The 12299-nt window shown below is 72.8% G+C and carries 11 protein-coding genes and 1 pseudogene; 4 read left to right on the top strand and 8 right to left on the bottom strand.

The annotated features are described in order from the left end of the window. Positions 1–69 precede the first annotated feature (69 nt). The 3 genes from ACFYZR_RS11650 to tatA form a co-directional block, all read right to left on the bottom strand. Positions 70–1014, bottom strand: coding sequence for a beta-ketoacyl-ACP synthase III (locus ACFYZR_RS11650; RefSeq protein WP_391908443.1), 945 nt, complete (start codon positions 1012–1014; stop codon positions 70–72). 175 nt (positions 1015–1189) lie between these two features. After that, positions 1190–2545, bottom strand: coding sequence for an alkaline phosphatase (locus tag ACFYZR_RS11645; RefSeq protein WP_391908440.1), 1356 nt, complete (start codon positions 2543–2545; stop codon positions 1190–1192). A 96-nt stretch (positions 2546–2641) separates the two neighbouring features. Beyond that, complete coding sequence (tatA, locus tag ACFYZR_RS11640) at positions 2642–2887, bottom strand: Sec-independent protein translocase subunit TatA (RefSeq protein WP_391908437.1); 246 nt, start codon at positions 2885–2887, stop codon at positions 2642–2644. A 181-nt stretch (positions 2888–3068) separates the two neighbouring features. Between tatA and ACFYZR_RS11635 the strand changes: the two genes are divergently transcribed. Both ACFYZR_RS11635 and ACFYZR_RS11630 read left to right on the top strand, forming a co-directional pair. Continuing rightward, on the top strand, positions 3069–4544 hold the full coding sequence (locus ACFYZR_RS11635; protein WP_391908434.1) for an LCP family protein: 1476 nt from the start codon (positions 3069–3071) through the stop codon (positions 4542–4544). A 125-nt stretch (positions 4545–4669) separates the two neighbouring features. Further along, positions 4670–6031 (top strand): hypothetical protein, encoded by a 1362-nt coding sequence (locus ACFYZR_RS11630; RefSeq protein ID WP_391908431.1) that lies wholly within the window; start codon positions 4670–4672, stop codon positions 6029–6031. A gap of 142 nt (positions 6032–6173) precedes the next feature. Here ACFYZR_RS11630 and mgtA read toward each other — a convergent pair whose 3' ends face one another. Further along, a complete protein-coding gene (mgtA, locus tag ACFYZR_RS11625) occupies positions 6174–8795 on the bottom strand; it encodes a magnesium-translocating P-type ATPase (protein WP_391908428.1) in 2622 nt (873 codons plus the stop codon). Continuing rightward, on the bottom strand, positions 8779–9198 hold the full coding sequence (locus tag ACFYZR_RS11620; protein WP_391908426.1) for an ArsR/SmtB family transcription factor: 420 nt from the start codon (positions 9196–9198) through the stop codon (positions 8779–8781). Before ACFYZR_RS11620 ends, mgtA begins: the two co-directional genes overlap by 17 nt. Positions 9199–9346: 148 nt before the next feature. On the opposite strand from ACFYZR_RS11620, the gene ACFYZR_RS11615 reads away from it, so the two are divergent. Further along, the gene (locus tag ACFYZR_RS11615) at positions 9347–9607 is read left to right on the top strand and encodes a GlsB/YeaQ/YmgE family stress response membrane protein (protein ID WP_391908422.1); all 261 of its coding nucleotides are present in this window, start codon (positions 9347–9349) and stop codon (positions 9605–9607) included. Between the two features lie 24 nt (positions 9608–9631). Here ACFYZR_RS11615 and ACFYZR_RS11610 read toward each other — a convergent pair whose 3' ends face one another. Continuing rightward, a complete protein-coding gene (locus ACFYZR_RS11610) occupies positions 9632–10270 on the bottom strand; it encodes an HAD family acid phosphatase (protein ID WP_391908419.1) in 639 nt (212 codons plus the stop codon). Positions 10271–10525: 255 nt separating this feature from the next. Between ACFYZR_RS11610 and ACFYZR_RS11605 the strand changes: the two are divergent. Continuing rightward, positions 10526–10722 (top strand): annotated as a pseudogene (locus tag ACFYZR_RS11605) (hypothetical protein). 20 nt (positions 10723–10742) lie between these two features. Here ACFYZR_RS11605 and ACFYZR_RS11600 read toward each other — a convergent pair. Both ACFYZR_RS11600 and ACFYZR_RS11595 read right to left on the bottom strand, forming a co-directional pair. After that, positions 10743–11393 carry a DUF3592 domain-containing protein gene (locus tag ACFYZR_RS11600; RefSeq protein WP_391908416.1) on the bottom strand — a complete coding sequence of 217 codons (651 nt, stop codon included), beginning with the start codon at positions 11391–11393 and terminating at the stop codon, positions 10743–10745. An 80-nt stretch (positions 11394–11473) separates the two neighbouring features. Further along, entirely contained in the window at positions 11474–12169 is a 696-nt protein-coding gene (locus ACFYZR_RS11595; RefSeq protein WP_391908413.1) for a VC0807 family protein, read from the bottom strand. Positions 12170–12299: the final 130 nt, after the last annotated feature.

Genomic DNA, 12299 nt, shown 5'->3' with positions numbered 1-12299 from the left:
CCGGGGGGTCGGGGGCGCTCCCCCGGAAACGGGGAAGGGGCGGGACCGGGGCCATCCCCCCGGGTATCCCTACGGGCAGCGGATGACCTGCCCCGCATACGACAGGTTGCCGCCGAAGCCGAAGAGCAGGATCGGCGCGCCCGGCGCCACCCGGCCGGAGGCCACCAGCTTCGACAGAGCCAGCGGAATGCTCGCCGCCGACGTGTTGCCGGACTCGGTGACGTCGCTGGCCACGATCGCGTTGACCGCGCCCAGCTTCCGGGCCACCGGCTCGATGATGCGCAGGTTCGCCTGGTGGAGGACGACGGCCGCCAGCTCCTCCGGGGCGACCCCGGCCCGTTCGCAGACCGTGCGGGCGATCGGCGGGAGCTGCGTCGTGGCCCAGCGGTAGACGCTCTGGCCCTCCTGCGCGAAGCGCGAGGGCGTGCCCTCGATCCGTACGGCGTGGCCCATCTCCGGCACCGAGCCCCAGACGACCGGGCCGATCCCCGGCTCGGGCGAGGCCGAGGCCGTGACCACGGCCGCGCCGGCGCCGTCGCCGACCAGGACGCAGGTGGTGCGGTCGGTCCAGTCCGCGACGTCCGTGAACTTCTCCACGCCGACGACCAGCGCGTTCGTCGCCGACCCGGCGCGGATGGCGTGGTCGGCGGTGGCGAGGGCGTGGGTGAAGCCGGCGCAGACGACGTTGATGTCCATGACGGCGGGCGAGGGCAGGCCCAGCGCGGCGGCGACGCGGGCGGCCGTGTTGGGGCTGCGGTCGACGGCGGTGCAGGTGGCGACGAGGACCAGGTCGATGTCGGCGGGGGCCAGCCCGCTGTTGGCCAGGGCCTTGGCGGCCGCCTGGCCGGCCATGTCGGCGACCGTCTCGGTGGGCTCGGCCACCCGGCGGGTGCGGATGCCGACACGGGTGCGGATCCACTCGTCGCTGGTGTCGACCATGGCGGCCAGCTCGTCGTTGGTGAGCACCCTGGCCGGCTGGTAGTGGCCGAGGGCCAGTACGCGGGACCCGGTCATCGGCGTTCCTCCTGCGCGCGCGGGGAAATCGGGATCTCCCAGTGTTGACCCTGGACGGCGGCGGAGGGGTACGCGATCCGCCAATGTTCCGGCGGGTAACTGGTGAGAAACGCACAGGGCCCGGCCGCCGGGGCGGCCGGGCCCTGACCCTACGGAGGGGTCACCGGACGGTGTGTCAGCGCAGCGAGAGCGCCGTGCGGATCGTGGTGAAGAGCTCGGTCTGGTCGGTGACGCCGAGGACGCGCTGGGACTGCGGGCCCTGGGCGGCGATCCGGACCTCGGTGCCGGTGTGCTCCTGGGACTGGCCCGGGGTGTTGGTGGAGTAGTTCACCTTGAGCTGCTGGCCCTCGTTGGTGATCAGGGTCGAGGACAGGCCGGGCGGGTTGGCCTCCAGCGGCACGATCTGGCTGCTGTGGCCGTGGTCGGCGGTGGTGACGACCAGGGTGTCCGGGTGCTGGGCGGCGTACTCGCGGGCGGCCTTGACCGCGCGGTCGAAGGCGGCGGTCTCGCCGATCTGGCCGCAGGGGTCGGCGGCGTGGTCGCGCTTGTCGATGGAGGCGCCCTCGACCTGGAGGAAGAAACCGTTCTTCTTGCCCTTGCCGGTGTTCAGCAGCTCCAGCGCCTTGCGGGTCTGGCTCTCCAGGTCCGGGGTGCCGGCCTTGCGCTCGGGGTTGCTCGTCACACAGCGCTGGGCGGCGGTGCCGCCGACGGCGGCGTTCTTTCCGGTCCACTCGACGGGGACGTTGCCCGGGGCGAAGAGGCCGAGGACGGGCTTGCCGGACTTCGCCGCGGACAGGCCCTTGGCGTCGGTCACGATCTGGTAGCCCAGCTTCTCGGCCTGCTGGGTGACGGTCATGCCCTGGTAGCGGCCCTCGGTGATCTTCTGGTCGAAGCGGTTCTTGCCGCCGCCGAGGAGGACGTCGACCTTGTGGTTCACGCTCTGCTCGGCGATGGAGCCCGGGCCGCCCTTGGCGACGGTGTCGTTCGGGCAGGCCTTCATGTCGGCCGGGCCCTGGCAGCTGCGGTCGGTGGCGTGGGAGGCGAGCACCGCCGGGGTGGCGTCGGTGAGCTCGGCGGTGGTGACGCTGCCGGTGGCCAGGCCGTTGCGCTGGGCCAGCTCCAGGACGGTGGTCATCGGCTTGTCGGTGCCGGGCGTCTTGGATATCCGGCCGTTGACGGTCTTGCGGCCGGTCGCCCAGCCGGTGCCGCTGGCGGCCGAGTCGGTGACGTAGTCGGGCTTGCCGTTCTTGTCGACGGCGTACGTCGTGTAGGCGCCCGTCATGGGGAACTTGTCCATGTTGAGCCGGCCGGCCGCGCCCACGGTGTAGTCGCGGGCGAGGGTGATCTCCGAGTCGCCCATGCCGTCACCGATGAGCAGGATGACGTTCTTGGCCTTCTTCGGGGTGTGGCTCGAGACGTCCGACGAACCGTGGTGCTCGGCCGCCGAGGCCGCGGCGGGCACCGCGATCCCGGCGACGAGCAGCGCGGCGGCGCCCCACGCGAGACGGCGTCGGTACGGACGAGAACCCATGGGATGTTCCTTCCTGGAGGTCCGGGCGGGGTGCGCGGACGCAGGAAGGACACCAGGGGCGGGTGTACCGCGGGGGACCTCCAGGTGACGTGGAGGTCACCGGGTGCTGTCGACAGCGCTTCCCTGTGCGGCCTGCGGGGTAGGAGCGGCGGGAGCGGCGGAGGAGGTAGCGACGGGCGCTTCGGCAGCGTCGCTCTTCATCGCCTTGGCCTCGCTCTTGAGGATGCGCATGGACTTACCCAGGGAACGGGCCGTGTCGGGCAGTTTCTTCGACCCGAACAGGACGACCATGACGAGCACGACCACGAGGATGTGCCAGGGCTCCAGGGCGTTTCGCAGCATGACGGCTCCACCGCCTCTCTACCGATCTCTACCGGCTCTTGTGACGTTCCGATGTGACGTTCCGACCTGATGGCTGACCACACAATACTTGCTAGATTGCGCAACTGGACAACCAAAGTTCGTGACAACCCGTCCTACCGGGCGGAACGGCACGAACCGGGGGAGCGATGAGGGTACGGACATGACGGGCACGCGAGGCAGGCCGAGGCGTCGGGTGCGGATCGTCACCGTGGTCGTGGCGTCGTTCGTCCTGCTGCTCGCCGCCGGCGCCGGATGGGTGTATCTGCGGCTCGACGGCAACATCAGCACCTTCGACGCCGACGGTCTGTCCAAGGACCGCCCCGGCGCGGGGGTGGCCGGCCAGAACGTCCTGGTGATCGGCTCCGACTCGCGCTCCGGCGACAATGCCGCGCTGGGCGGCGGCGAGGGCGACGTGGGCCGCTCGGACACCGCCTTCCTGCTGCACGTCTACGGCGACCGTGAGCACGCCGTCGCCGTCTCCATCCCCCGGGACACCCTCGTGGACATCCCGCCCTGCCGGCTGCCCGACGGCGATTGGACGAACGAGCAGCAGCACGTGATGTTCAACTCGGCCTTCACCGTGGGCGGCTCGCCCAAGGGTAACCCCGCCTGCACCCAGAACACCGTCGAGCGCCTCACCGGGCTGCGCGTCGACCACACGGTCGTCGTCGACTTCGCAGGCTTCTCCGCGATGACGTCCGCGGTGGGCGGCGTCGACGTGTGCGTCCCCAAGGACGTGTACCGGGGCGACCTCAACCCCAACCTCGGCTCACGCGGCGACCTCCTCTTCCATCAGGGCCGGCAGACCGTCTCGGGCCAGAAGGCGCTCGACTACGTACGGGTGCGGCACGGCATCGGCGACGGCTCCGACATAGGGCGCATCCAGCGGCAGCAGGCCTTCCTCTCCTCGATGATCAAGAAGGTCCGGTCCCAGGGCTTCAAGCCCACCACCCTGCTCCCGCTCGCAGACGCGGCCACCAAGTCGATGACCGTGGACCCGGGGCTGGGCTCGGCGGACAAGATGCTGTCGTTCGCGATGTCGCTGAAGAAGATCGACCTCCACGACATGAAGTTCGTGACCCTGCCCTGGCGCTACGACGGCGACCGCGTGGCGGTCGTCCAGCCCGACGCGGACGCCCTGTGGGCCTCGATCCGGGCGGACCGGACGCTCGACGGCAAGGACGCGGGCCGGAAGGGCGCCGGGGGTGGCGCTGGGGGTAGCGCTGGGGGTGCGCCTTCGCCTTCGGGTGCCGTCTCGGGCGCGGGCGTGAAGGTCTCCGTCCGCAACGGCACCACGGTCGACGGGCTCGCGGCCCGCGCCGCCGCCTCCCTCAAGAGCAGCGGCTTCGAGGTCACGGACACCGCCACGGCCGGCTCGCAGGACGAGACGGGCACGGTGATCGAGTTCGGCCCGGGCCAGGCGGGCAACGCGCGGAACGTCGCCCGGCTCTTCCCGGGGGCGTTCGTGCGCGGCGCCGACATCAGCGGCGTCGTGGTCACGCTCGGGCGCGACTACGCGGACGCGCCGTCGTCCTCGCCCTCGTCCACGTCCTCCCCCTCGCCGCCGTCGTCGGGCGCCCCCAGCGGCGCCCGCTCGGCGGACGACGACCCCTGCGCCAACCTCTCGTACGGCTGAGACGCGATGGAACCCAATGGAACCCGTATGAACGGAACGGAACTATGAACGGAACCTATATGCCTGATTGATCCGTTTTGGTGGTAGGTGCACAGTAGACCGTGAAGACGCCGAGGAGCCATGCCATGTCCGCCGTCGCAGTCCCCCGGGCGCTCGCCAGGCCGTTCCGGAACTGGCTCGTCCCTTTGATCGCAGCCCTGCTGACCTGCGCCGGCGCGCTGCTGTACGCCCCCGCCGCGCACGCGGCCGACACCGGGCTGGACGCCGCGGCCCAGGCGCTGCGCAAGGGCCCCGTCTACGTCGACCCCAGGGCGTCGGCGCAACTGCCCGCCGCCGACGCCGACGCGCTGGCGAAGAAGATCAAGGACGCGGGCAAGCCGGTCTTCGTCGCCGTGCTGCCCAACGCCCCCGAGTTCCCGCAGAGCACGGTGCTGCGGGACCTGCGCACCAAGGTCGGGATCGCGGGCGTCTACGCCGTCCACCTCGGCGACAAGTTCAACGCGGCCGCCGACCGCTCGGTGATGTCCCGCAACGCCGTGAGCAACCTCGTCGGGTCCGTGCAGCGGTCCGGCGGTGACGCGAAGGCACAGCTGAACGACTTCGTCGACTCGGCCGACCGGACGGCCCGGGGCCGCGCCCCCGGCTCCTGGGGCGGCGGCACCGAGGGCGTCGGCGCCACGGGCCTGATCACCGGCGGTGCGATCATCGTCGCGGGCGGCGGCGGGGCGTACGCCCTCTACCGGCGCAACAAGCGCAAGCGCGAGGAGCGCGAACGCGCCGAGCTGGACAAGCTGCGCGTGGTCGTCGACGAGGACATCACCGCGTTCGGCGAGGAACTGGACCGGCTGGACTTCTCGCCCTCCGAGGCCGGCGCCACGGACGAGATGCGCGCGGACTACGCGCGGGCGCTGGACGCCTACGAGGACGCCAAGTCCCGGATGGCGGCGGCGGGCAAGCCGGAGGAGGTCCAGGGGGTCACCGAGACCCTCGACAACGGCCGCTTCGCCCTGGCGACCCTGGCCGCGCGCCGCACGGGGGCACCGCTGCCGGAGCGCCGGCTGCCCTGCTTCTTCGACCCGCGGCACGGGCCCTCCGTCCAGGACGTCCAGTGGGCACCGCCGGGCGGCGCGCTGCGCACCGTACCGGCCTGCGCGGCGGACACGGCCCGGCTCGCGGAAGGCCAGGAGCCCATGACCCGCCAGGTCCAGACCGACGCGGGCCCCCAGCCGTACTGGAACGCGGGCCCCGCCTACGGCCCCTGGGCGGGCGGCTACTTCGGCGGCGGCCTGCTGCCCGGGCTGTTGGTCGGCACCATGCTGGGCGGCCTGATGACCGGCCCGGCCTACGCGGCCCCCGGCTCCGACTACTCCGGCCCGGAGGGCGGGGACGACACGGGGGCGGACTTCAACCCGGACGACTTCGGTGGTGGCGGGGGCTGGGGCGACGGTGGGGGCGGCGGGGGTGACTTCGGCGGCGGGGGTTGGTGAGTGAGGCCCCGGTCCCGCCCTTTCACCGTTTCCTAGGGGGCTGCCGCCCCCTAGGACCCCCGCTTGTCCTCAAACGCCGGACGGGCTGGATAAATCCAGCCCGTCCGGCGTTTGAGGACCGGGGTCCGGGGCGGAGCCCCGGTTACGGGAAGGGGCGGGTCAGGGGAGACAACCGCCCTGACCGGGCCACCCACAACGCCCCGCCGTACAGTGCGAGCACCACCGCCAACAGCCCGTAATAAAGCGGCGGCAGCGGCGACATCGACAGCATCGCTCCGAGCGGCGACAGCGGCAGCAACAGGCCGACGATCGCCAGCCCGGCGACGGCCAGCCGCACCGGCGACGGGGTGCGCAACCGCCCCGACCGCAGCAACGCCATCACCATCGCCTGCGTCAGCAAGTTCTCCGTGAACCACCCCGCGTGGAACGCGTCCTGCCCCGCCTCCGCCCCCAGCGACCGCACCGCCAGCGCGAGCACCGCGAACGTCGCGAGGTCGGCCGCGGCGTTGAGCAGGCCGAAGCCCGTCACGAAGCGGAGCAGGGCGCGGGGGCGCAGCACCGCCGGACGGGTGTGGGCACCGGAGTCGCGGTCGAAGGCGAGGGCGAGCTGGGCCGCGTCGAAGAAGAGGTTCTGGACGAGCACCTGGGCCGGGAGCATCGGCAGGAACGGCAGCATCAGACCGGCCACCAGCATCGCGATCACGTTGCCGAAGTTCGACGACAGGGTGATCCGCAGGTAGGCCGAGATGTTCGCGGTGGCGCCCCGGCCGGCGACGATGGCGCGGTCGAGGGAGGTGAGGTCCTTCGAGGCCAGGGCGACGTCGGCGGCCTCCCGGGCCACGTCCACGCCGTCGCGCGGGCAGACGCCGACGTCGGCGGCGTGGAGGGCGGCCAGGTCGTTGACGCCGTCGCCCAGGAAGCCGGTGGTGTGGCCCGCGCCGCGCAGGGCGTGGACGACCCGGGCCTTGTGGGCGGGGGCGCAGCGGGCGAAGACGGTGGTGCCGGCGGCGAGGTGGGCGAGCTCCGTGTCGTCCAGGGAGTCGATCCGGTCGCCGGTGACCGGGGTGCCGGGGTCCAGCCCCAGTTCGCGGCAGATCCGGGCGGCGGTGCCCGGGTGGTCGCCGGTGAGGACCTTGACCGTGACGCCGTTGCGGGCGAGGCCGGCGAGGGCCTCGGCGGCGGTGGGCGCGGGCGCGTCGGAGAGGCCCACGAAGCCGGTGAAGGTCAGGTCGCGTTCGTCGGCCTCGGTGTACGGGCGGTCGCGCGCGGGCCGCTCGGCGCGGGCGACGGCCAGGACGCGCAGGCCCTCGGCGGCCAGGCCGTCCGCGCGGCGGGTGAGCCGGGCCCGTTCGGCGGGGTCGAGGGCGCAGCGGTCCAGGACGTCCTCGGGGGCGCCCTTGACGACGAGCGTGTGCGTCCCGGCGAGGGCGAAGCGGGGGTCGCCGGGGCGGCGGACGACGGCGGTGGACAGCCGGCGGCCGGGTCCGCAGGGCAGCGCGTCGACGCCCTCGAACACCGCGAACCGGGGGTCGTCCCCGTGCGCGAGGACGTCCGCGGCGTCGGCTTCGAGGACGGCCTCGTCGAGGGCGTCGGGCACGGGCAGCTCGGCCAGGTGGAGGGTCCACAGGGCGTTGACGGCGGCCCAGCGCAGGACGTCCTGGTCGGCGTGGCCGTCGGGGTCCTCGGCGAGGGCGAGGACGGGCCGGTCCTCGGTGAGGGTGCCGGTCTTGTCGACGCACAGCACGTCGACCGCGCCCAGGTCGTGGAGGGCGGGCAGCCGGCGGACGATCACCTCGCCGTCGCGGGCGAGCAGCGCGGCGCCGCGCGCCAGCGCGGAGGTGACGATCACCGGCAGCATCTCGGGCGTCAGCCCGACGGCGACGGCGACGGCGAACGGCAGGGTCGCGAGCCCCCGGCCGCGTACGAGGGCGTCGGCGAGCAGGACGAGGGGCGCGGTGAGCAGCATGAACCGGATGAGGGTCCAGGCGATGCCGTTGACCGACCGGTCGAAGGGGCGGAGGAGCCGCTTGCCCTTGCCGGGACCGGCGTCCTGACTATCGGCAGGGAGGGCACCCGAGAGGACGGTGTCGCGCCCGGTGGCGACGACGACGCCGCTGCCGGTGCCGGACACGACGCTGCTGCCCTGGAGGCACAGGTGGCCGGGCGCGGTCGCGGTGGTCGGGGCCGGGGCGGCCTTGTCGGCCGGCGCCGACTCGCCCGTCAGCGCCCCCTCGTGGACGGTCAGTCCCGTGGCGCGCAGCAGGCGCAGGTCGGCGGGGACGAGGTCGCCGGGGCCGAGGAGCACGAGGTCGCCGGGGACGAGCTGTTCGACGGGGAGCTCGCGGGTGGCCGGGGGAGCGGAGTCGGTCGCCCGGCGGCGGACGGTGGCGGTGGTGGCGACCAGTTCGCGGAGGGCGGCCGCCGAGCGGTCGGCGCGGTGCTCGCCGGTCGCCCGCAGCACACAGCTGACCGTGACCAGGACGGCGATGACACAGGCCGTGCCCCAGGAGGCCATGACCGCGGAGACCAGGCCGAGGCCGATCAGGACGGCGGTGAAGGGGTCGCGGAGGCTGCGCGCGAAGCGGCGCGGCCAGGGAGTCGGGCGGCGGCCGGGGAAGACGTTCTCGCCGTGCCGCGCCAGGCGGTCCTCCGCCTCCGCCTCGGTCAGTCCGCGCGGCCCGCTCTCCAGGGCGCGCAGCACCTCCAGCGAGGTGCCGCCCGTGTCCCGGCCGGGGGCCGTACGGGCCTCAGGCGCCCAGGCCACGGAGGCGTCCGGCGCCGGCGTTCACCCCGGTGTCGGCGGTGTCGGCCCTGCGGTCGCCCTTGCGGTCGGCGAGCTGGCCGACCATGAGCCGGACGATGGTCACCACGTCGGGATCGTCCACCAGGTAGACCACCCGGCGGCCCTCGCGCCGCGAGCGCACCAGGCCGGCGAGCTTCAGCTTGGCCAGGTGCTGGCTGATGGCGGGCAGCGCGCCGCCGACCCGCTCGGCCAGCCCGCTGACGTCGCTCTCGCCCTGGGCCAGCGCCCAGACCAGGTGGAGCCGGGCGGAGGAGGCGAGCAGACCGAAGGCGGCGGCCGCCTCGGCCAGTACCTCGGCCGACGGGTCGCATGTGCCGTCGAGGGGCCCTTCGAGACTCCCGAAGCTCCCGACGCGTGCCGTCACTGTCGCTCTCCCATCCCCGTGGATCTCCCGGCGGTCCGCACGCCCGGAAGGCCCCAGTCTAGGCATCGTGCCGGTCGGGCGGTCCGACATGCACCCACCGTGCGCTGGGCAGGGTGTATCGACAGGAATCGGTCACAAGGGGGAGGTCATGGAAATCTCGGGAATCGTCAGCGCGATCGTGATCGGCGCGTTCATCGGCGTTCTGGGCCGGCTGGTCGTCCCGGGGCGTCAGCACGTGGGCGTCGTGATGACGGTCGTCATCGGCATCGTGGCGGCCTTCGTGGGCGCCCTCATCTCTCATCCGCTCGGTCTCTACGACACCAAGGGCATCACCTGGCTCGTCTGGCTGGTCCAGATCGCCCTGGCTGCCCTGGGCATCGCCTGGTACGACCGCCGGAAGCGGCGCTGAGGGCGCCTGTGCGCCCGAGGGCGGTCAGCTGAGCTTGCCGTCGTAGTCCGGCAGCTTGAACGTCCGCTCCGCGTGCCCGCCCACCAGGTCGGTGGTGTTGTTCCCGATGTTGGCGATGATCGTGTAGCCCTTGGCCTCGATCTCCGCCCGCTTGGCGGTCTTGTACGTGCTCACGTCCTGGAAGAGGTCCGGGAGGTGCCGCACGTACAGACCGCTGACGGGGTAGCCGACCTTGCGCAGGTTCCACTCCGTGGCCGGGGTGAGGACGCCGGGGCGCGCGGTGACGAAGAAGACGTCCGCGCCGCGCTCGTGCGCGAGGCGCGCGAGCTCCAGGACGGGCGCGACGGCGGGCGTGGGGACGGTCGCCCAGTGGAAGTCCGTCTCCAGCGAGGTGTTGTCGATGTCGAGGACGACGGCCTGCTTGCGCCCCTCCGCGTGGGCGGTGCGCTCGACGACGTAGGGCTTGGCCCGGTCGACGACCGCCTGGACGTCCTTCAGCCACGCGTCGTGGTCGACACCCTTGAGACCGGCGGTGCCGGACGTCCGCGCGGCGGGGGTGGGAGTCGCCGCCTCGGCGGGGGCGGTGGCCGCGCCCGCGAGGGCCAGCACGGTGGCGGCCGCGACGGTCGCGGCGGCGCGGCGGGCCGTGATCGTTTCGCTCATGCGTGGCATGCTCACGACGCGCGGTGGCGCGTCGGCGACGCGGACCTGAACGGCGCACGACGCGGGGATGCACCGTTGGCCCCATGCCGACGGCGGCCGCTTAGGCCGTGTCCGGCGAATCGTGTCAGGGGGGCGGTCATGAAGCGCCGCAGCCCTGGGCCATTCGGCGGCTCAGCGGTGGTGGGACCCCATGGCGTGCGGTGTGCTGACAAGGGGAAAGCGCTTCCGGCCTGTCCCTGTGCCTCTGGAGAGACCGTGACCATCGCCCTCAACAAGCTGAACGACCCGGCCGTGCGCGCCTTCGTGGGCGCGCTCAACGCCGGTGACCGCCAGGCTTTCGCCGCCGCCCTCACGCCCGGGGTCGCCATGACACCTGGGGCGAGATGCGCACGTCCTGGCGCTTCACGGTGGAGGACGGAAAGGTCAGCCGGTTCGAAACCGGGCAAGCCTAGACCGACCCATCGGACATGCCTTAGCGGGGCCCGCCTCCGGGAGGCCCGGGCAAGGGCGGGGGAGTCGGCATGTCGCTCGGCCAACCGTCGGGGACGCCGGTGGGGAATCCGGTGGGGAATCCGGTGGGGAATCCGCCGGGCGGGCCGGGCCGCTGGCTCTCGCGGACCTGGCGGCCCGTGTCCTTGATCTTCTCCTCCACCACGCCCGCCGCCGGCCGGAGGACGGCCAGATAGAAGCCGATGAACGAGAGCGCCATCAAGACGAAGACCGTCAGGAAGGCGAGCAGACAACCCGTGGCGAAGAGGTTCTCGGTCCGCTTGCCGGGCGGAATGGCCGTGGCCCGGTCGGGCCGCCCCTCCGGATAACGGACGACGACCCGGTCCCCGCCCACCACCGTGCGCGGCCCCCCGGCCTCCTCGAACCGCCGCACCTCCCCTTCCGGGGTGGTGAATTCGTAGACGTGATGCCACGTGCTGTGGCTCGGCCCACCACCGTGCCCGGGTCCGTGGCTGGTGGTGACCACGTACGCGCTGACGCACACTCCCTCGGCCGTGACCCCGCTGCGCCATGCGGCATTCAGCCGCCGCATCCGCACCACGGCCCACACCATTCCGGCGATGCCCCCGGCGGCCAATAACCCCGGCAGAGCCAGGAAGAACACGTCGCGCATGAATCCCTCGTCGACTGGATGTTTTCGCTCATCCAATCGGTCCGGGAATGGTCCAGGCCATCGATTAAGCCCAGGGCGTCCTAGGGAACCGTGTGCCCCTCTTCCGCCTCCGCCGCCGCCACCATCTTCTCCATCGGGTCCACCGCGACCGGTCCCGTGACGACGATCGCGACGATCACCGCCGCACCCGCGAGGACGTTGCTCAGCCACACCACCGTGTGCGCGGGCAGGGTGTACGCCGCGACCACCCGGGAGACCGATTCGGTCAGCAGGGCCAGGCCCCACACGAGGGAGAAGCGGAGCTCGGCGCGGCGGAAGCGGGCGGATTCACGCTGGAGCCGCTCCCACGCGGCGGTCTTGGCGAGGTCGCCGCCCTTGGTGATCCAGGGCTTGAGCCCTGCGGTCATCATCGGCCGCCCTGCGACCACGGAAATCAGCACGGACGCGCCGATGACCCCACTGCCGGCGCTGTCTTTGGCGAGCATCAGCCGGGCGTCACCGGTGACAGCGCTCATCGCCAGTCCGACGGCGTTGACGACGAGCATCAGGCTGGCAAGCGCGTTGAGACGACGGTCCTTGAGGAGCGACCAGATCGAGCGCGCCGCCGGGAGGACGCTCGTCCACGCGAGCGCGGCGACGGTGCCCATGCCGAATCCGTCGGTCAGGACGTAGTACGCGGCCATGGGCACGAGCGCGTCCACGACCAGCGGCGTCAGGCTCTGCGCCAGGGCCCGGCGCTCCCCGGCGGGTGCGGGGGTGGTGGTGAGCGTCTGCATGGGCGGGCCCCTCCGTGTCGTCGTCCGGTCCCCGTCGGGGACACGTACAGACTCCCGGGAGGGCCCACCTCGGCAGCAGAGCGAAGCGTCCTGAAGCGGCCGTGACTTTTGTCAGCGCGTCGGCGCGTCC

The organism is Streptomyces sp. NPDC001678, assembly GCF_042892945.1.
Lineage (GTDB): Bacteria > Actinomycetota > Actinomycetes > Streptomycetales > Streptomycetaceae > Streptomyces.
Note: the sequence above shows the minus strand (reverse complement) of the source record. Positions and strands in the feature narration are given on the sequence as shown.